We start from the raw sequence: 19531 nt of genomic DNA on the forward strand, positions 1-19531 counted from the left end.
CCAAAAGGTCACATGTCAACCAATGCGGCGCCGCAGGACCGTTCGCGGTCCTGCGGCGCTGGTTACAGCAGGGCGCCGAGCGGGAGGATCAGCCCGATCGCGACCACGGAGATGATCGTCTCCATCACCGACCAGGTCTTCAGCGTCTGGCCGACCGACATGCCGAAGTACTCCTTGACCAGCCAGAACCCGGCGTCGTTCACGTGCGAGAAGAACAGCGAGCCGGCGCCGATGGCGAGCACCAGCAGGGCGTTGTGGGTCGGGTCGAGGGTGGCGGCCAGCGGGGCGACGATGCCGGCGGCGGACACCGTCGCGACCGTCGCCGAGCCCGTGGCCAGCCGGATCGCGACGGCGACCAGCCAGCCCAGCAGCAGCGGGGAGAAGTGGGCGCCGGTGGCGAGGCTGGTGATCACGTCGCCGACGCCCGCGTCCACCAGCGTCTGCTTGAATCCGCCGCCCGCGGCGACGATCAGCATGATGCCGGCGATCGGGCCCAGTGACTCGCCGATGATCGAGGTCAGCTTGGCGCGGTTGAGCCGCGCGGGGCGGCCCAGCACGACCATGCCGACGAGCACGGCGAGCAACAGGGCGACCAGCGGGTCGCCGACGAAGTCGAGCACCCGGCGGACGCCGTTTTCCTTGCCCGCCAGGATGTCCGCCAGCGCCTTGGCCAGCATGAGCACCACGGGCAGGAGCACAGTGGACAGTGTCGCGGCGAAGCTCGGCCGGTGCTCGGTGTCGCTGCGCTCCGAATCGGGCACGAGCCGTTCGGGCGGCGTGGCGTCGGGCACGAGCTTCGCGGCCAGGCGGCCGAACAGCGGGCCGGCGATGACCACCGTCGGCAGGCCGACGAGCAGGCCGAGGGCGAGCGTGAGGCCGACGTTCGCGCCGAGTGAGCCGGCGGCCGCGAGCGGGCCGGGGTGCGGCGGGATCAGGCCGTGCAGCACCGAGAGCCCGGCCAGCGCCGGAACTCCCAGCAGCAGCACGGGTTTCCCGCTGCGCTTGGCGACCAGCAGCACCACCGGGATCAGCATCACCAGGCCGATCTCGAAGAACATCGGCAGCCCGATCAGCGCGGCGATCAGCGCCATCGCCCACGGCAGCCCGCGCCCGCGGACCCGGCCGAGCACGGTGTCGACGATCCGGTCCGCGCCACCGGAATCGGCCAGCAGCTTGCCGAGCATCGCGCCGAACGCGATCAGCACGCCCACCGACGCGATGGTGCTGCCGACCCCGCTCTCGAAGCTCTTCAGCAGCTTGTCGACCGGCATCCCGGCAACCAGGCCGAGCACGCCGGAGCCGAGGGTGAGCGCGAGCAGCGGGTGCAGCTTCACCTTGCTGATCAGGACGACGATCACGGCGATGGCGAGCACCGTCGCGGCGATCAGGCGGGTGTCGTGGCCGGTCCAGCCGGCGGCGAGGGTGGTCATGCGTGCTCCCGGAAGCCGCTCAGAGCGGCGGCGATGATGTCGGCAGGGCTGTCGGCGATGTCGAAGACGCGGCCCGCCTCGTCTGGCTGCAGCGGCTCGAGGTCCGCGAGCTGGGAGTCGAGCAGCGAGACGGGCATGAAGTGGCCGGTGCGGGTTTTCATCCGCTCGGCGAGCAGGTTCCGGTCGCCGTTCAGGTGCAGGAACCAGACGCGGCCGCCGGTCCGCAGCACGTCGCGGTACCGGCGTTTGAGCGCGGACGACGTGACTACGCCGCCGGTCTCCTGGTGCCGCCGGATCCAGTCGGCGATGGACTCGAGCCAGGGCGCGCGGTCGGCGTCGGTGAGCGCGTGGCCCGCGGTCATCTTGTCGATGTTGGCCTGCGGGTGGAAGGTGTCGGCCTCGGCGTACTCGACGCCCAGCTGTTCGGCCAGTGCCGTGCCGACCGTCGTCTTGCCGGATCCCGAAACGCCCATCACCACGATGACGGTCATCCGCACCTCCCACGTCGTTGTGCCCGGAGCAGTCAAACTCAAAAGTACTACTTAATCAAGAAGAAGTAGTACTTAATCGAATCAGAGGGCTAGGTTGATCGAGTGGGGAGTGACAGGCACGAGGAAGTCCTCGACGCATTGGGCGCGGCGATCGCGGGCGGTGAGCTGGCGCCGGGTTCGGTGCTGCGCTCGGACGAGCTGCAGGAGCGCTTCGGGGCGTCGCGGACTGTCGCGCGCGAAGTCGTGCGCGTGCTGGAGACGATGCGGCTGACCAGCAGCCGGCGGCGCGTCGGCGTGATCGTGCGCGAACCGGCCGAGTGGAACCACTACGACCCGCGGCTGATCCGCTGGCAGCTGGACGGCCCGGGCCGCGCCGTCGCCCTGCGGACGCTGACCGAGCTGCGGTCCGGCGTCGAGCCGTGTGCCGCGCGGTTCGCGGCCCTGCGCGCGACGCCGGAGGACCGTGGCCGGCTGCGCGCGCTGGCGGCGCACCTCGAGCGCACGGCGCGGGAACGGGACCTTTCGACGTTCCTCGGCCACGACGTCGCGTTCCATGATCTGGTGCTTTCGGCCTCGGGAAATCCGATGTTCGCGCAGCTGTCCTCGGTGGTCGCCGAGGTGCTGGCGGGCCGCACCGAGCACGGCCTGATGCCCGCGGAGCCGCAGCCGGAAGCCGTCGCCTGGCATGTGGAGGTCGCCCACGCGATCGACGCGGGCGAGGCCGGCCGGGCGGAGCGCGCGATGCGCGACATCGTGGACCAGGCACGCGACGAGATCGCCGCCGCCGTGGCCGGGTAATCTCGGGCCTGCACTCGACTCTTCACGAATCCGGGGGACTTGAAGTGAGCGCGGCGCGTGCCATCGGTTTGATGCTGGGCCTGGCGGCCGACGGCGCCCTGGGCAACCCCCGGCGACGCCCTCCGGTCACCGCCTTCCGCCGTCTGGCTTCGGTCCCGGCTGCCCCGGCCCCCGCGTCGGTGCGGTCCGTGGTGGCCGGATTGGGCGTGACGGCCGCGGCGGTGGCCGTCGGAGTGGTCGCCGAACGGGCCGGCCGCGGCCGCCCGGTGATCCAGGCCGCGACGACCGCCGTGACCACCTGGGCGGTCGTCGGCGCCGCGGGCCTCGCCACGCAGGGCACCGAACTGGCGCGGGACCTCGAAGAAGGCCGTCTCGAACCGGCCCGCGGCACACTGTCCGAATTGGACACCCGCGTCGCGGACAGCCTCGGCATGATCGGGCTTTCCCGTGCGGCCGTGGAAACCCTGGCGGAGAACACGTCCGAAGTGGTCGTCGCGCCGCTGCTGTGGGGCGCGCTCGCGGGGGTGCCGGGCCTGCTGGCGTCCCGCATGATCAGCGTGCTGCGCCAGACGGCCAGGGGCACCGGCCGGCACCACTGGGCGGTCGAACGGATCGACGAGCTGATCCACCTCATCCCGACCCGCGCCGCGGCGGCCCTGACGGTACTGGCGGCCCCCGTCGTCGGCGGCTCCGCGGGCGGCGCCTGGCGAGCCTGGCGCCGCGACACCATCGCCCACCCCAGCCCCAACGCCGGTCGCGTCGAGGCCGCTTTCGCCGGCGCCCTGGAAATCCGCGTCGGCGGCCGCACGGTGTACCCGCACGGAGTCGTCGAACTCCCGGTCCTGGGCGTCGGCCGCAACCCGGACGCGGGCCATGTGACGAGGGCTGTGGAGCTTTCCCGGGTGGTGGGGTGGCTCGCGGGCGCTACTTCGGTAGTGGTGGCCGTGACTGTGGGACTGCGTCACCGCAAGAGCTGACCGCAGTCCGCTTTATCGAACCGCAGTGAACTCTTCGTCGTCTTCAGCCAGCATCTCGGCGACCGACTTCCGCCGTGTCCGGTCCGCCTTGTCCACGGTCAGCGCGCCACCAGGCTTCAGCTCGCGGATGGTGAAGTACAGCCACCCCAGCACCGCCATGGTGCCGAACGCGATCCACTGCAGCGCGTACGAGAAGAACGGTCCAGAGTCCAGCTGCGGCAGCGGCAGCGCGCCCAGCACGCCGGGCTGGTTCTGGTCGAGCTGGAAGTAACCGGGCCGGATGGTCAGGCCGGACGAGCGCGCGACCACCTGCGAGTCGACGGTGTAGCTCTGGAGCTTGCCGTCGGTGGAGGCGTCCGCGAAGGCGTTGCGGTGCTTCGGGTCGGCTTCGTCGCTGCGGATGCGCGCGACCACCGTCACCTGGCCGCCCGGCGCCGCGGCGTACGGGAGCACGCCGGACTTGTCGTCGAGCCGGACGTAGCCGCGGTCGACGAGGTAGACGGTGCCGTCAGTCGCGCGCAGGGGCGTCAGCACCTCGAACGCGGCTTCGCCCTGCACGGTCCGCAGCCGGGCCACGACCTCGGCGGACGGGATGTACGTGCCGGTCAGCGACACCAGGTGCCACTCGTTCTGCTGGTTCGGCGCCGCACCGGGCGCCAGCAGCTGCGAGACGGCCGCCGGCTGCGCGGTGAACGACGCGGTCAGCGCGTTGTTCTGGGCCGACTGCTCGCCGTCGCGCCGGAACTGCCACGGCGCGAGGAGCGTGAAGCAGCAGACGGCGAAGGTGAACACCACCACCGTCAAAGCCAGCCAGCCGGGCCGGAGCAGAAAGCGCAACCGCACCCCTCCACGGTAGGCGGTCACCATCCCCGGGCGCGCGGCGACCTCTCCACCAGGCGCGTTCGGGTGGGACAAAGCGTGCTAACCGTGCGCGCGCACCCAGTCGACGAGGGCGGGCATGGCCCGTTCGATCATGCCGAGCACCTCTTCGAACCCGCCGTCGGCGCCGTAGTACGGGTCCGGCACCTCGGAGCACGGCGGCGCGACGGGGTCGAAGTCCCTGAGCAGCCGAACCCGCCCCGGCTCGGCGACGCGCGCCTGAAGGAACTCGAGGTGCCCTTCGTCGGCGGCCAGCAGCAGGTCGGCTTCGAGGTCTTCATCGCTCACCTCGGACGCGACGTGCTCCGTGGGGTAGCCGTGCGCCTTCAACGTCGCGCGCGCCCGCCGGTCTGCCGCCTCCCCGACATGCCACGGCCCCGTCCCGGCACTCGACACCCGAACGGCCCCGTCGAGCCCCGCTTCGGCCAGCTTCGCCCGGAACACCAGCTCCGCCATGGGAGAGCGGCAGATGTTGCCCGAGCACACGAACACGACATGAGTCACGGGCGTGAGTCTTCCAGAACCCGGTGACGTGGGAAGATCCCCTCGTGCCCGCCCTGACCGAGATCATCGAAGTCCTCGAACGCAGTTATCCGAAGGAGCTCGCCGAGAGCTGGGACGCCGTCGGGCTCGTGTGCGGGGATCCCGCGGACGAGGTGACGCGGGTGTTGTTCTGCGTGGACCCCGTCGAGGCGACCGTGGCCGAGGCCGAGGAGCTGGGCGCGCAGCTGATCGTCGCGCATCATCCGTTGTTGCTCCGGGGGGTGCACGGGGTGCCGGCGGACACGCCGAAGGGCGGGCTCGTGCACCGCATGATCCGGGGCGGCATCGCGCTCTACTGCGCGCACACCAACGCCGACTCGGCCGACCCCGGGGTCTCCGACGCGCTCGCCGAGGCCATCGGGCTCACCGTGCGACGGCCGCTGGAACCCCACGTTCCCGGTGGCCGCACCGGGATCGGCCGGATCGGGGAGCTGGCCGACGCCGAGCCCTTCGAAGCGTTCGTACGGCGGGTGGCCGAGGCGTTGCCCGCGACGCTGCCCGGCGTGCTCGGCGCCGGCGATCCGGACCGGCCGATCCGCACCGTCGCGGTGTCCGGCGGGGCCGGCGACTCCTATCTCGCCAAGGCCGCCGCGGCGGGCGTCGACGCCTACGTCACCGCGGACCTGCGCCATCACCCCGCCGGTGAGCACCTCGCCGCGACCGGGGGAGCGCCGGCACTGGTCGGGCTCACGCACTGGGCCAGCGAATGGCCCTGGTGCAGGCAAGCCTCGGCCATTGTCGGCGCGGCCTTTGCGGGTAACGTCGACAGTCACGTCTCCACGCGGTGCACCGACCCGTGGACCGTCCGCGCTAGCCAACAAGGAGCACCGTGAAGGCCGACCCCGCCGTCCAGCGCCAGCTGCTCGAACTCGCGAAGGTGGACGCCGAGCTTTCGCGCACGGCGCACCGCCGCCGCACCCTCCCCGAGCTCGCCGAGATCGACGCGGGGGAGAAGACCGCGCGGGACAAGCGTGACGCCCTCGTGTCGGTCCAGACCGCCGTGTCCGACCTCGACCGCGAGATCGCCCGGCAGGAGAAGGAGATCGAGTCGGTGCGCGCCCGCGAGGACCGCGACCGCAAGCTCCTCGAGTCCGGTTCCGTGAACTCCAAGCAGATGACCGACATCGAGCACGAGCTGCAGACGCTCGGCCGCCGGCAGGGCGCGCTGGAGGACGACCTGCTGGAGCTGATGGAGCAGCGCGAGGCGCTCGAGCTGGACGCGCAGCGCACCGGTGCCGAGGTCGACAAGGCGGAGCAGGAGGTCGCCGCCGCGATCGTCCGCCGAGACGAGGCGTTCAAGGACCTCGACACCACCCGCGCCCGCCGCGACGAGGACCGCGCGAAGCTGCTGCCGCGGTTCCCGGAGCCGCTGCTCAAGCTGTATCAGCGCACCCTCGAGCACAAGGGCATCGGCGCGGCCCTGCTGCGCGCCCGCCGCTGCGGCGCCTGCCAGCTGGAGCTGGACCGCAACACGATCAACGAGATCAAGGCCACCGCCGAGGACGCCGTCGTGCAGTGCGAGAACTGCGGGGCGATCCTCGTCCGCACCCTGGAGTCGGGCCTGTGACCGACCGGGTGGTCGTGGAGGCCGACGGCGGCTCGCGCGGCAACCCCGGCCCGGCCGGTTACGGCGCCGTGGTCAAGGACGCCGCCACCGGCGAAATCCTGCTCGAGCGGCACGAGTTCCTCGGCGTGGTCACCAACAACGTGGCCGAGTACTCGGGCCTGATCGCGGGGCTCACCGCGGCCGCCGAGACCGGTGCGTCCATTGTGGACGTCCGGATGGACTCGAAGCTCGTCGTGGAGCAGATGTCCGGCCGGTGGAAGATCAAGCACGCCGCGCTGCAGCCGCTGGCCGCGCAGGCGCGTGAACTCGCGGACCGCTTCGACCGTGTCAGTTACATGTGGATCCCCCGCGCCGAGAACTCGGACGCCGACCGGCTCGCCAACGTCGCGATGGACGCCGGCACCGGCCGTCCCGCCAAGCCCGCGCCCGCCGCGTCGGCCAAGACCACGCCCGCGCAAGTCACCGAGCCGGACCGGGTCTCCCCGGCCGGCTGGACCGGCGCCCGCGGCACCCCGACCAAGCTGCTCCTGCTGCGCCACGGCCAGACGGAGATGTCCGTCGACCGCCGTTACTCCGGCCGCGGCGACGTCCCGCTCACCGAGCACGGCCGTGGCCAGGCCGCCGCCGCGGCGAAGCGCCTGGCCACCATGCCGGGCCTGATCGGCGAGGACGGCGAGGCCGCGCCCATCGTCGCGTCGCCGCTGACCCGGACGAAGCAGACCGCGCAGGCCGTCGCCGACGCGCTCGGCGGCCGGGTCGAAACGCACCCGGGCCTGATCGAAACCGACTTCGGCGAGTGGGAGGGCCTCACCTTCGCCGAGGCCGCGGAGCACGACCCGGAGCTGCACCGCTGCTGGTTGTCCGATCCTTCGTGCGCGCCGCCCGGCGGCGAGAGCTTCGACACGGTGTACGTGCGCGTCCGCCAGGCTCTCGAGGACCTGGTCGAGCAGTACGCCGGGCAGACGGTTGTGGTGGTCAGCCACGTGACGCCGATCAAGACGCTGCTCCGCTTGGGCCTGGACGCCGGGCCGTCGCTGCTGTTCCGGCTGCACTTGGATCTGGCCTCGCTGTCGATCGTCGAGTTCTACCCCGACGGCAACGCCTCCGTCCGGCTGGTCAACGACATCTCGCACCTGAGCTGACCGGCACCGGATGTGCCGCGGATCACGCCCAACGGTGACGCGTGGGAACCGGCCGGTGAGGTATTGGCTAGAGTGCTCAGTCGACCGCGGCGCCGCGGCGCGGATCCCCGGGGATCCTCACAGGGGGGCGCAGGCTCGTGCGTTTCTCGGCAAGATCTGCGAGTAGAAACAGTGACGAGGACATGACGGCTAGCGCACTCAGCGAAGCATCCGAACGCGACCTGCCTGAGCAGGACGCGCCCGAGACCGCCCGCGGCCTGCGCCACGGCTGGATCGCCGCCACGCTGGCGGTGCTCGCCGGGGTGGCCGGGGTCGCCTGGCACGCCACCCGCTACGGCCACTGGATCGTGGACGACGCGGCCATCACGTTCTCCTACGCGCGCAGCTTCGCCGACGGCCTCGGCCCGGTCCTGCAGCCCGGCGCGCCGCCGGTCGAGGGCTTCTCCGACCCGACCTGGATGCTGCTGCTCGCGCTCGGCAAGGTGGCCGGCCTGTTCGACCACGGCCTGCTGTTCGGCATCCCGGACTACGTGCTGTTCCCGAAGCTGCTCGGCCTGCTGTTCACCGCGGGCATCCTGATCCTCTGCCACCTGGCGGCGCGCCAGCTGTTCCCGCGCCGCGCGTGGGCGGTGACGCTGGCCGTCGGGCTGACGCTGGCCACCATCCCGTCGTTCGTCATCTGGGTGGTGTCGGGCCTGGAGAACTCGCTGTTCGCGTTCGCCGTGCTCGGCCTGGCTGTGCTGCTGTTCACCGCGGTGAACAAGGAGCGCGCGCTCACGCCGAAGGTGGCTATCGCGGCCGGGGTGATCGTCACGTTCGCGGCGCTGACCCGGCCGGAAGGCCTGATCTACGCGGCCGCGTACCCGATCGTCCTGCTCTTCGGCGTCCGGCGGGAGGGCTTCTGGCGCAGCTTCCGCTTCGCCGCGCTGTCCATCGCGTCGTTCGCCGTCCTGTTCGGGTCTTATGTGGCCTGGCGCTACAGCGAGTTCCACCGGCTGCTGGCGAACCCGTCGGTGGCGAAGAAGCAGGGCCTGCCCGACCTGATGTCGATCATCCGGCCCGGCAACCTGATCGCGTACGCCGGGATCGCGGCCACGATCGTGCTCGCCGCCGTGGTGATCTGGGCGCTGGTCAAGGCCCCGTGGCGCCGGGCCCTGGTGGCGCTGATGACGCCGTTCGCGCTGGGGGTTATCGCCTTCGGCGTGATGATCCCGGACTGGATGGCGCAGAACCGGTTCGCGACGCCGGTGTGGGTGCTGGGCGCGCTGGGCGGGACCCTGGCGTTCGCCGAGCTGCTGCGCGCGGTCAAGGTGCGCTGGCGCGCGGTCGCTTCGGTCGTGGTGGTGGCGGCGGCGATCCCGTCGCTGGTCGGGTTCACACACGCGTCGGACCAGTTCATCAAGAGCCCCACCATTCCCGCGTGCCTGGTCGCCGACCGCTTCGGCCGCGGCTTCAACACGTACGCCGACATGCTGGGCCTCCAGCAGGCCTCGCTGCTGCTGCCGGACCTCGGCGGCTCGTCGATGACCAGCCGGCTGCACCTGGTGGACATGGCCGGGCTGGTGAACGCGGACATCGCGGACCTGACCAAGAACGACGACATCGCCGGTCTGCGCAACTACGTGTTCGACTCGGTCAAGCCGACCTTCATCCACTCCTGGGGCCCGTGGGCGGCGGGCAACGGGATCACGGTCGACCCGCGCGTGGACCGCGACTACTACCCGATCTTCGTCTACCCCGGCCCCGGCCCGCGCAACGGTGACTTCGTGCGCAAGGACGCCATCACGGACCTGGCCAAGCTCAAGGCCGTCCAGAACTACGCGGCGACCACGATGATGGACGTCGAGGCCTACCGGTTCGGCGACGGCCTGAAGGACTGCGGCCCGACGATGGAGCCGGGCCAGACCATTCCGCCGCGTCCCTGAGCCCTCGTGAGTGTTTATGACGGTTAGAACCGTCATAAACACTCACGAGTCTTTTCAGGGGAGCACGAGCCAGAGCGCCGTGGTGGCCGCGGCGAGGGAGAGCGGCGTGGTCAGCACGCCGAGCTTCAGGAACTCCCTCGCCGACGGCCGGTGCCCGGCTTTCGCGAGCACGCGGCGCCACAGCAGCGTGGCAAGTGAGCCGAGGTAGGTCGCGTTCGGGCCGATGTTCACGCCGAGCAGCACGGCCAGCAGGATGCCGGTGTTCGGGTGCGGGCCCAGCACCGTCAGCAGGATCAGCGTGGCCGGCAGGTTGTTGACGACGTTGGCCAGCACGGCCGCGATCGCGGCGGTGGCCAGCAGCTCGGGCAGCCCGGCGGTGTCCGGCAGCAGGGTGCGCAGGAGGCCGCCCAGCAGGTGCTCCGAAACGGCCTCGACGACGACGGCCAGCCCGAGCACGAACAGGATCAGCATCGGCGAGGCCTCGGTGACCAGCTGCCAGGGCTTGATCTTGCGTTCCCCCAGCGCTTTCGCGCCGAGGATGAGCGCGGCCAGCGTGGCCACCCAGACCGGCTCGACGTGCACCAGCTGCCCGGCCCCGAACCCGATCAGCGTGCCCGCCAGCACCACGAGCGCGAACACCGGCGCTTCGCGGTGCTCGGGGGTCTCGGCGCTGGGCGCGGCCTGAAGGTCCTCGCGGAAGAACCGGGCGAACACGGCCAGCTCGATGGCCAGCGTGACCAGCCACGGCAGCGCCATCAGCGCCGTGAACCCGGCGAACGTGAGCCCGGACGCGGCGAAGGCGAGCAGGTTGGTGAGGTTCGAGACGGGCAGCAGGGTGGACGCGGAGTTGGCGAGGTGCGCGCACGCGTAAACGTGGGGCCTCGACTCGAGCCGCAGCCCCTCGGCCGTCGCGAGGACAACGGGCGTGAGCAGCACGACGGTCGCGTCGAGGCTGAGGATCGCCGTCACCCCAGCCGCCGCGGCGAACGTGAGCACCAGCAACCGCCGCGGCCGCCCGCGGCAAAGCTCTGCGAGCCTGGTCCCCAGCCAGCTGAACACCCCGTCCTTCGCGGCGAGATGGCTGACCAGCAGAATCGCCGCGAGAAACCCCATCGTCGGCAGAATCTCGACGACCCGCTTCCCGGCTTCCGCGGGCGTCGCCAGCCCCAGCGCCAGCGCCACCCCGGCCAACGGCACCGCGGCCACCGCCTCGGGCCACCCCCGCGGCCGCACCATGGCGAACACCAGCGTGGCGGCCAAGAGGATCAGGCTGGCTACGGCCGCCGCGGTTCCGGTCACTCCTGAACGCTAACCGGCTCGCTGTGATGCGGGATCGGGCGGTGGCCGTCGTGGCCGAGCGGCCACCGCCCCGTACTGCCTATTCGGACCGAGAGGCGTTTTCCGCGCCGCGATCGACATCTTCGAGATAGATCGGCACTTCGTCGATCTGCAAGGCTGCCAGCAACGCCTTGGTGGGAACCAGGTAGCGCCCACCAGGGCGGATCACCGCGCACGGGAACGTGCCGCGCCGGATGTGCTGGTACGCGGTGTTGACATGCATGTTGAACGCCTTCGCGGCCGTGGCCAGGTCGACCGTCGCCGGCAACCGGAACAGCTCGGGGAAAGTCATCGACCGCCGGGAACGGTAGACAAAGGCGAGCGAAGGGCCCTGGGTATCGTCTCGTGGGTTCACGCGACCTCACCCGGCCTGTCGTTGTGCGCGTTGATCAGGGAGCGCAGGCCCATCCGGTCGGCCAAGGCGCCGATGCGTTCCCCTTCTACCGTGGTGCCGTCGGGCCGGGAATGCAGAGGCACCACGGTGAGGTCGGTCTCGGCCACGTAACCCAGCCTCCGCTGGTGCGATTCGATGTCATCGCACGGCAAGTCCTGCGTTGCACTGCGGCAGGCCTGTTTGGCGAACTCGTGGGTGCCCCAATACAGGCGCGAGGGGAGACGCTCGTCGTTCACATCGACATCCCGCGCCGTCAGGAGGAATCCGAGGAGCACGTCTGACTGGATGTCCAAGCGGTCGTTGCGCCAGTTCGAATGCAGTCGCCTGGTGAGTGCCCGGAGACGGGGAACCCAGGACCAGAGCAGGACCCGTTCCCAGTACTGGCTGTTTCGGCTGCCCAGCACGAGCCGGGACCAGACGGCCTGGCAAACCGGATCGGGCACGTCGGCGCCGCGGACGATGTCGCACGCGAGGCCGGGCGTGACGGCGGCAGTCGGCACCCCCGGCCCGAGTTCGCCCTCCTGCACCAACACTTTGCTGCAAGCTGACGGCGAGGCGAACCCCGCCGCGATGACGTCGAGGATGCTCGAAAATTCCAACAGAGTGGGTTCGGTTACGACGGTTTCCCCGGACGACGATCGGTACTCGAACATGCAACCTCCGGAAGGTGGTGCCTCGGAAGTTTGAATACGCGATCGTCGCGGGTTTTGGATAGACCGGTCAGCGGAAGGTGTGGAGCCGAGGAGGATTTCGGCACCGGCAGTGCTGCAGCAGGTGGATGTGCTCACTCCATGAGGTGGTGCGACTGGGCCGGACGTGCGTGACCTCGCGGTACGGCTGGTGCCTCGCTGTCGGCCGTTGGAGTCAGTGAAACCCAGCAAACTCAGCGAAGCCCGCCGAGCAGCCTCAGACCCGCCCGGTCGCCGGTTCCGGAACCCCAGCACCACGAGCCACGTCCCGTTCCTTGGACCGGATGACCGGCAGCACCTCAGACCCGAAATGCGCCACGTCCTCCAGATAGTGCAGGAAGCCCAGCAACAAAAGGTGAGCCCCCCGCCGCTTGTACTCGATGGCCCGGTCCGCGATCTGCTCCGGCGTGCCGATCAGGCCCGTGCGGAAGCCGTCGTTGTACTGGACCAGGTCCTTGAACTCCGAGTCCGCCCACATGCCCTTTGCGTCCGAAGTGGACTTTCCGGCCTGCTTGACCGCGGAGCGGAAGCCCTCGACGGCGTCCACATTGGCCTTCGCGACGATCTCGCGCAGGACGTCGCGTGCCTCGGACTCCGATTCGCGGGCGATGACGAAACCGTTCAGTCCGAAGCGGACACTGTGGTTGTTCGCCGCCGCGTAGCCGTTGACCTCTTCGACCTGTTCGGTGAAGCCGTCGAAATCCTTGCCGTTGCTGAAGTACCAGTCCGAGACGCGGCCGGCCAGCTTGCGGGCCGCGGTGGAGTTGCCGCCCTGGAAGATCTCCGGGTGGGGGCGGCTTTCAGGCTTGGGCTTGATGTCGAAATCGTGGATGCGGTAGAAGTCGCCGCCGAACTCCGCGTGGTCGTCGGTCCAGAGTTCCTTGAGCACACGGATGAACTCCTCCGTGCGGCGGTACCGCTCGTCGTGTTCCAGCCACGGTTCGCCGAGCTTCGTGAACTCGTCCTTGAACCAGCCGCTCACCACGTTGACCGCGGCGCGGCCGCCCGAGATCACGTCGGCGCTCGCGATGAACTTCGCCAGCACGCCCGGGTGCCACAGCCCCGGGTGCACGGCCGCGATCACCTTCAGTCGCTGCGTCGCCAGAAGCAGCGCGAGGCTGAAGCCGGTCGACTCGTGCTGGTAGGCGGCGCCGTAGCTGGCGGTGTAGCGGACCTGGCTCAGCGCGTACTCGAAGCCGTTGTCCTCCGCGAGCACGGCCAGTTTCCGGTTGTACTCATACCCCCAGTCGGTGCGCTGCTCGATGTCGCTCGTCACCAGGCCGCCGCTCACGTTCGGCACCCAGTAGGCGAATTTCAGTGGCTCGTGCGGGTCTGGTGCGGACATGGGCCCGAGTGAACAGCGGGGCCTCAGCACCGTCAACGGTCGTCCACGCGATGAGAACCGCGTCCACAAAGGATGGTGCAAAACCCCGGGCCGCGGTAACCGCCACCGCGCGCGAGGCCGGCGACCCCGGCACGGGTACCATTCACCGGCGGACGAGCTGGCAGGACGGTCGCGGCCCGGGGAAACCCGGTCCGAGGAAAGTCCGGACTCCGCAGGGCAGGGTGGTTGTTAACGGCAACCCGGGGCGACCCGCGGGACAGTGCCACAGAAAACAGACCGCCCCCGTCAACGTTCCATCCGACGGGGGTAAGGGTGAAACGGTGGTGTAAGAGACCACCAGCATCCCGGGTGACCGGGATGGCTCGGTAAACCCCACCCGGAGCAAGGCCAAGAGGGAGCTCACGCTCCTGCGCAGGCGTTCGAGGACGGCCCGTCCGATGCCTGCGGGTAGGCCGCTGGAGCCTGCCGGCGACGGCAGGCCGAGATGGATGACCGTCGCCCGGTCGCACCGCAAGGCGCGCCGGGAACAGGATCCGGCTTACATGCCAGCTCGTCCGCCCCAGCGCATCGAACGCTGGGGCGCTTCGGACCAGCCCCTCCCGAACTCGTGCTTCCGACGGTGCGCACCCTGGTTACCGCGCGGTAGGGTTCGCGGCATGGGTGAGGCCACGGACGTCGCGAAGCAGTTCAAGGGCACTTTCGACACGCTGCACTCCCTGGTGTACTTCGTGCCGGAGACCGAGCAGTACCTCACCGCGGCGGGGCTGCGGCCGGGCCGGATGTGCTACTTCGCCGGGCGGGCCGCGCCGATGGGGGCCGTCGGGACGGCCGTGGTGACTGCGACGTTCTACAACTTCAACCCCGAAATCGTCGCCCGGCACATCCCGCGCGCCTGGACGCTGGCGACGCCGGAGGCCGTGCTCACGGCCCGGCTCGAGGCCGTCGACGCGGCGTACCGGCGGCTGCTCGGCGACGAGGCCCTCGCCTCCGACGACGTGGCCGAGGCCGCCGAGCTGGCGCGCGAAGCCACGGCTGGTTGCAGTGCGGAAGGCCGTGCCCTCTACGCCGGGCACGCGAGCCTGCCCTGGCCCGACCGGCCGCACCTCGCGCTCTGGCACGCCGTCTCGCTGCTGCGCGAGTACCGCGGCGACGCGCACGTCGCCGCGCTGATGCTGAACGGGCTGGGCGGGCTCGACGCTCTCGTCACCCACGTCGCGACGGGCGCCGGCTTCACCCCGGAGTCCGCGAAGCAGACCCGCGGCTGGAGTGACGAGCAGTGGGACGCCGCCGTCGCCGGACTGGTCGACCAGGGCATCGTCGGCGCGGACGGCGGGCTCACCGAGCGCGGCGCCGAGCTGCGCGAGCGGATCGAGGCCGCGACGAACCTGGCGTCCGAAGAGCCGTGGACGCGCCTGGGCGAGCAGAAGTCGGCCCGCCTGCGCGAACTGTGCCGCCCGCTGAGCCGCGCTGTGGTGAAGGCAGGCGCGTTCCCCCGCGCGATCACCAAGCCGTCCTGACCGGAGGAGTTCCGCGGCCCGCGCTTGTCGGCGCCGTTGCCGCCGAACGGTGCAGGTCACGCTGGTTCGGGCGGCCGAACGTGTACCCGGAGTGAGCACGGGCCGGTGCCCGGAACCGGGCGTTCCCGGAGCGGAGAGGGCCTAAACACCGCTTTCGGCGGGCCCGGCCCCCGATGTCCGATATCACGCTATGTAGTGAAAAAAGGCGTCCGACTTGCGCGTATCGTGACAAGCGCCTCACTGCTTCGTGATCGATTTCGGGCCACGGCTGCAGCGTGGCGCTCACTCAGCGGACTCGCGAGAGGCGGCCGAATGGGGCATGCCACACTGGTTGCGGCCTCATCACGTCGGCACCGGGAGCACCGAGAGTGAGCAAAGGGCTCCTGGCGGAGTGAGTTCGTCGGTCCACTGCGAAATCCGGGTGTCCGGGGTTAATCCCGAGCACCCTTGCCACCATGATGGAGGGCGAGGAATTCTGACCAGACCGCTCCGACCCGGCCCCTGCCCACAAGTCGACATTCACCAAGCGCGCTTTGACCATTACCCCATGTAACGCCATGATGTTGTTCGAAGCTTCGCCCAAGCCAGAACCGCGCGGCCCCCTCCGCGCACCGGGAGTATCGCGATGATGACCATGACCACCCTCGAGACGCTGGCTGCCGGCGAGCTCGGCACCGGCAACGTCCGTAGCTGGTTGATCGACAACGTCATCCCCCTGGTGCTGCTCGCCGTCGCGCTCCTGCTGCTGTGGCTGGGCGGCGGCAAGGGTGACAACGCGGGCGTGATGCGCCGGCTCGCCGGTGTGGTCATCGCGCTCGCGATCATCGGGCTCGCGGTCAGCGGCGCCGGCGTCAACGTGGGCCAGTGGATCGCCGGCCTGTTCACCGGCTGAGGCGGGGCTGGCGTGCGTATCAGGACAGATGACGAGGTCTACCGGGTCGACGCCGTCTGGCTCGGCCCGCCGAAGGCGACTTTTCCCTGGAGGGCCCGCTACGTAGCGTGGCTCATCGGCATACCGGTCTTCCTGCTCGTGCTCACCGTGGAGCGGTGGGCGGGCTGGAGCTTCGGGTTCTTCTCCACGGCGTGGGCCTTTGTGATCACGATCGTGATCACCAGGCTGATCACGGCCAAGATCAGCCACGAGCGCCCGCTGGGCGCGGTGGTCGCGATGGCGGGCCGTGAGCTCAACACGCCGCGGGAGCGGGGCACGGGCACGGGCGGCGCGGTCAGCGCCAGCCGGATCCGCGTCCGGGCCGAGCGCCCGGTCCCGAAGCACAAGAAAAGGCGGCAGTACCAGCACCACGGCTACGGCCAGGTCGCTGGAGCACAGGCCGGGGCACAGGGAGCACCACGAGCGCGCCGGAGCCGCCCCGCGGCTCGGGCCGGGAGGTAGTCGTTGTTCGGTCGCGGCGGAAGCCGAGGGAAGCGGGATCAGGACGTGCCGGTGGGCGCTTGGCAGACGCCCCAGCAGGTCAGGTCCGCGAACGCCAGGAACACCTCCTCGAACGGCAAGGGCGGCAAGCGCCTGACGGGTGAGCAGGCCATACCGGCCTACACCCCGTCGATCGCCGCCCGCAGCATCGACGGGCACCTGCTGCGCACGGGCTACGAGGTGTACGCCTGGTACCGGCTGGCGCCGCAGCGCTGGTCGTTCCGCTCCGACTCGCAGCGCCGCGACCTGATCGCGGCCATCGCCGGCCAGTACGCCGAGCTGCAGGGCCGCTGGCTGCACCTGCGCGTGACCAACCGGCCGTACCCGATCCGGATGTGGGCCGAGGCCCACGTGCACAACGCGGTCGGGCGCCCGGGCGACGTGCCGGGCGCGCTGTCCTTCGACGACTACCTGATCGGCGAGCAGCAGCAGCTGATGGGCCGGTCGATGGCGGAGAAGGAGGTCTACCTCGGCGTCCAGGTCCAGACCCGGCGCATGGTGGACCGCGCGGTCGAGCGCGCCGCGCCGGTGCTGCGCAAGATCCTGCCCGAGGCCGTCGACGCCGAGCTGGCGGCGCTGGACTCCGAGGTCGAGCACCTGGACCAGGTGATCGGCAGCGCCGGGCTGGAGGGCCGCCCGGTGCACGCCGAGGAGATGTCCTGGCTGATGCACCGGTCCTGCTCGCTGGGCCTGCCCGCGCCGCGGAACATGCCCGCCGTGCCGGGCGCCGCGTGGGAGCCCGAGGACCTGGCCAGCTTCACCGACGCCGCCGACTTCTACGCCGACCCGTACGCCCCGACCGTCACGGTCCGCGGCCGGACGGGGTCCAACGCGGGCGTCTCGCGGCACCTCGCCGTGCTCACCGTCGGCCAGATGCACGGCCTGCAGATCCCCGAGGTCGACGACCCGTGGATCCAGCACGCCGACCGGCTGCCCGCCGCGGTCGAGGTGTCCGCGCGGATCTACGTCCGCCGTCCGGAAGAGGTGTCCGGCGAGCTGCAGCGCCAGATGAACAAGGTGCGCTCGCAGGTCAAGCACTACACCGACGAGCACGAGCTGGAGCCGCCGCAGTCGCTGTCGCGCCAGGCCGGGCGGGTGCTGGAGATCGACGACGAGATGACGTCGGGCTTCACCGCGCTCGCCACGCGCGTGCGTTCCTGGTGGCGCCTGGCGGTTTCCGGGCCCACCGAGCGTGACGCGCTGCGGCTGGCCCAGCAGCTGCTCGACCTGTACAAGCCGAAGGTCGCGATCGAGCACCCCGAGGCGCAGTACGCGATGGCGCGGGAGTTCATCCCGGGCGAGCCGCTGGCTTCGGCGGCGTACATGCGCCGCGGTTCCGTGGTGTGGGGCGCCTCCGCGGTGCCGACGGCCACGGCCGAGGTCGGCGACCGGCGCGGCATCCTGCTCGGCGAGACGGTCACCGCGACCCGGCGCCCGGTGGCCTGGGACCCGTGGATGGCGCAGGAGATCCGCGACGGCTCGGGCCTGACCGCGATGGTGGCCGGGCTGGGTGGCGGCAAGTCGTTCCTCGGCGGCGGCATCGTCTACAAGACCCTGCGTGCCGGGGCGCACTGGACGATCCTCGACCCGTCCGGCCCGCTTTCGCGGCTGTGCGACCTGCCCGAGCTGCGCCCGTACGCGCGGCCGATCAACCTGCTCAACGCGCAGCCCGGCATCCTCAACCCGTACCGGGTGGTGGCGGACCCGCTGCTCGAGCACTTCATGGACGAGGACGACCCGGAGCGGTCCTGGCGCCGGGAGAAGGCGCTGGCGGGCGCGACGCGGCGCCGCCTGGTGCTGGACGTGCTCACCGGCGTCCTGCCGTACGAGGTGTCACGCATGGCGCAGACGCGGATCGTGCTGCTGCGCGCGGTCCGCGCGGTCGGCGGCCGCTTCGACGCCGACCCGGGCCAGGTGATCGACGCGCTGCGCCGGGACTCGAGCGAGCACCACGAGCACGCTGTGGTCGTCGCGGACTTCCTCGACGAGATGCGCGAGCGCATGGCGCTGCTGATCCCGGAGGACGACGCCGACCCGTACGCCGAGACCCGCGACGACCGCATGACCGTGCTGACCATGGCGGGCCTGACCCTGCCCAAGGACGGCGTGCCGCGCGAGTACTGGACGGACGCGGAGTCCCTCGGCGTCGAGATGCTGAACCTGGCGGCGTGGCTGACCCAGCGGTCGGTGTACGAGAAGCCGAAGGAACTGCGCAAGGGCGTCTGGATCGACGAGGCGTTCTTCCTGTCCGAGGTGCCGACCGGGCGCGTGCTGATGAACCGCTTCGCGCGTGACTCGCGCAAGTGGAACGTCCGGGTGCTGCTGTCCTCGCAGATCCCGGCGGACTTCCTGAAGATCCAGGGTTTCGTCGCGCTGCTGGACTCGGTTTTCGTCGGCCGGCTGGACGACGACGATGCCCAGGCCGACGCGTTGCGCCTGCTGAAGGTGCCGGTCGGCGTGGGCTACGAGCAGGTCGTCGCGGCGCTGGGCCGCCGCCCGGGCTCGCAACGCGGCCTGGAGCGCGACGTCGAACCGCGCCAGTTCATCTTCGGCGACGGCGCCGGCGGCGTGGAGCGCATCCGCGTCGACTTCTCCGGCCCGCACCTGCAGCAGCTGCGGTCGGTCATGGACACCACCCCGGGCTCGAAGGACGCGTACACCAAGCCGGGCACCGACCTGGTCGTGCCGCACCCGCCGGAGGAAGAGCCCGTCCCGTACGTCCCCACCCCACCGGAAGACGACGAGCTGGAACACGACTTCGAGCTCGAGGCCGAGCTCGAAGTCGGCCTGACCGACGAGCAGCTCCTCGGCTCGCCGGACCCGCTCGCGTCCGAGACCGGCGAGGTGGAGGGTGCGGTGCAGCAGAACGGAAACGGTGCCAATGGACGGGGCCAGGGTCAGCCCGCCCGGACCGGCGGCAAGGGCGGCACCGGCAGGGATGCCGCGTGAACCCGCCGGAACCGGGCCGCGGTAGCCGCGGCCTCGCCAGTGCGCGCGCCGGCTTGGCCAGGGTGCCTGAACCGGCGGTCGCCGGCCGGTCCGCGGGGACCACACCGGGCTCCGC

General features: G+C 70.9%; 18 protein-coding genes and 1 other RNA gene. 11 read left to right on the forward strand and 8 right to left on the reverse strand.

Annotated elements, in window-relative coordinates; all coding sequences use genetic code 11:
- Nucleotides 1–62: 62 nt before the first annotated feature.
- Nucleotides 63–1430: a GntT/GntP/DsdX family permease gene (locus OG371_RS21465; protein WP_329071889.1), complete on the reverse strand. Its 1368-nt coding sequence runs from the start codon at nt 1428–1430 to the stop codon at nt 63–65.
- Nucleotides 1427–1921, reverse strand: a complete 495-nt coding sequence (locus OG371_RS21470; protein ID WP_329071891.1) for a gluconokinase — start codon at nt 1919–1921, stop codon at nt 1427–1429. The genes OG371_RS21465 and OG371_RS21470 overlap by 4 nt, the downstream gene beginning before the upstream one ends.
- A gap of 102 nt (nt 1922–2023) precedes the next feature.
- Between OG371_RS21470 and OG371_RS21475 the strand changes: the two genes are divergently transcribed.
- Together OG371_RS21475 and OG371_RS21480 are read left to right on the forward strand one after the other, a co-directional pair.
- Nucleotides 2024–2719: a FadR/GntR family transcriptional regulator gene (locus OG371_RS21475; RefSeq protein WP_329071893.1), complete on the forward strand. Its 696-nt coding sequence runs from the start codon at nt 2024–2026 to the stop codon at nt 2717–2719.
- 44 nt (nt 2720–2763) lie between these two features.
- A complete protein-coding gene (locus OG371_RS21480; protein ID WP_329071895.1) occupies nt 2764–3696 on the forward strand; it encodes a cobalamin biosynthesis protein CobD/CbiB in 933 nt (310 codons plus the stop codon).
- Between the two features lie 12 nt (nt 3697–3708).
- On the opposite strand, the gene OG371_RS21485 is transcribed toward OG371_RS21480, so the two are convergent.
- Both OG371_RS21485 and OG371_RS21490 read right to left on the reverse strand, forming a co-directional pair.
- Entirely contained in the window at nt 3709–4539 is an 831-nt protein-coding gene (locus OG371_RS21485; RefSeq protein ID WP_329071897.1) for an SURF1 family cytochrome oxidase biogenesis protein, read from the reverse strand.
- Between the two features lie 78 nt (nt 4540–4617).
- Nucleotides 4618–5079, reverse strand: a complete 462-nt coding sequence (locus OG371_RS21490; RefSeq protein ID WP_329071899.1) for a low molecular weight protein-tyrosine-phosphatase — start codon at nt 5077–5079, stop codon at nt 4618–4620.
- Nucleotides 5080–5123: 44 nt separating this feature from the next.
- On the opposite strand from OG371_RS21490, the gene OG371_RS21495 reads away from it, so the two are divergent.
- From OG371_RS21495 to OG371_RS21510, 4 genes are all read left to right on the forward strand, one after another.
- A complete protein-coding gene (locus tag OG371_RS21495) occupies nt 5124–5951 on the forward strand; it encodes a Nif3-like dinuclear metal center hexameric protein (RefSeq protein WP_329071901.1) in 828 nt (275 codons plus the stop codon).
- Complete coding sequence (locus OG371_RS21500; RefSeq protein ID WP_091626006.1) at nt 5948–6685, forward strand: zinc ribbon domain-containing protein; 738 nt, start codon at nt 5948–5950, stop codon at nt 6683–6685. Before OG371_RS21495 ends, OG371_RS21500 begins: the two co-directional genes overlap by 4 nt.
- Nucleotides 6682–7827 carry a bifunctional RNase H/acid phosphatase gene (locus OG371_RS21505; protein WP_329071904.1) on the forward strand — a complete coding sequence of 382 codons (1146 nt, stop codon included), beginning with the start codon at nt 6682–6684 and terminating at the stop codon, nt 7825–7827. The genes OG371_RS21500 and OG371_RS21505 overlap by 4 nt, the downstream gene beginning before the upstream one ends.
- 182 nt (nt 7828–8009) lie before the next feature.
- Nucleotides 8010–9752, forward strand: coding sequence for a hypothetical protein (locus tag OG371_RS21510; protein WP_329071906.1), 1743 nt, complete (start codon nt 8010–8012; stop codon nt 9750–9752).
- Between the two features lie 54 nt (nt 9753–9806).
- On the opposite strand, the gene OG371_RS21515 is transcribed toward OG371_RS21510, so the two are convergent.
- The 4 genes from OG371_RS21515 to sfnG all read right to left on the reverse strand — a co-directional run bounded on the left by OG371_RS21515 (nt 9807) and on the right by sfnG (nt 13518).
- Nucleotides 9807–11051, reverse strand: a complete 1245-nt coding sequence (locus OG371_RS21515) for an SLC13 family permease (protein ID WP_329071908.1) — start codon at nt 11049–11051, stop codon at nt 9807–9809.
- 79 nt (nt 11052–11130) lie between these two features.
- Nucleotides 11131–11382: a helix-turn-helix domain-containing protein gene (locus OG371_RS21520; RefSeq protein ID WP_329071910.1), complete on the reverse strand. Its 252-nt coding sequence runs from the start codon at nt 11380–11382 to the stop codon at nt 11131–11133.
- Nucleotides 11383–11441: 59 nt separating this feature from the next.
- Nucleotides 11442–12137, reverse strand: coding sequence for a hypothetical protein (locus tag OG371_RS21525; protein WP_329071912.1), 696 nt, complete (start codon nt 12135–12137; stop codon nt 11442–11444).
- A gap of 253 nt (nt 12138–12390) precedes the next feature.
- On the reverse strand, nt 12391–13518 hold the full coding sequence (gene sfnG, locus OG371_RS21530) for a dimethylsulfone monooxygenase SfnG (RefSeq protein WP_329071914.1): 1128 nt from the start codon (nt 13516–13518) through the stop codon (nt 12391–12393).
- 153 nt (nt 13519–13671) lie between these two features.
- Here sfnG and rnpB point away from each other — a divergent pair.
- The 5 genes from rnpB to OG371_RS21555 all read left to right on the forward strand — a co-directional run bounded on the left by rnpB (nt 13672) and on the right by OG371_RS21555 (nt 19416).
- Nucleotides 13672–14075, forward strand: an RNA gene (gene rnpB, locus OG371_RS21535) — RNase P RNA component class A.
- A 99-nt stretch (nt 14076–14174) separates the two neighbouring features.
- On the forward strand, nt 14175–15035 hold the full coding sequence (locus OG371_RS21540; RefSeq protein ID WP_329071916.1) for an SCO6745 family protein: 861 nt from the start codon (nt 14175–14177) through the stop codon (nt 15033–15035).
- Between the two features lie 625 nt (nt 15036–15660).
- A complete protein-coding gene (locus OG371_RS21545) occupies nt 15661–15927 on the forward strand; it encodes a hypothetical protein (protein WP_091625991.1) in 267 nt (88 codons plus the stop codon).
- Between the two features lie 12 nt (nt 15928–15939).
- Nucleotides 15940–16428, forward strand: a complete 489-nt coding sequence (locus tag OG371_RS21550; protein WP_329071918.1) for a hypothetical protein — start codon at nt 15940–15942, stop codon at nt 16426–16428.
- Nucleotides 16429–16431: 3 nt separating this feature from the next.
- Nucleotides 16432–19416, forward strand: coding sequence for an ATP-binding protein (locus OG371_RS21555; RefSeq protein WP_329071920.1), 2985 nt, complete (start codon nt 16432–16434; stop codon nt 19414–19416).
- Nucleotides 19417–19531 lie beyond the last annotated feature (115 nt).

Origin of the sequence: Amycolatopsis sp. NBC_01480, from assembly GCF_036227205.1 — a bacterium.
Classification (GTDB): domain Bacteria; phylum Actinomycetota; class Actinomycetes; order Mycobacteriales; family Pseudonocardiaceae; genus Amycolatopsis.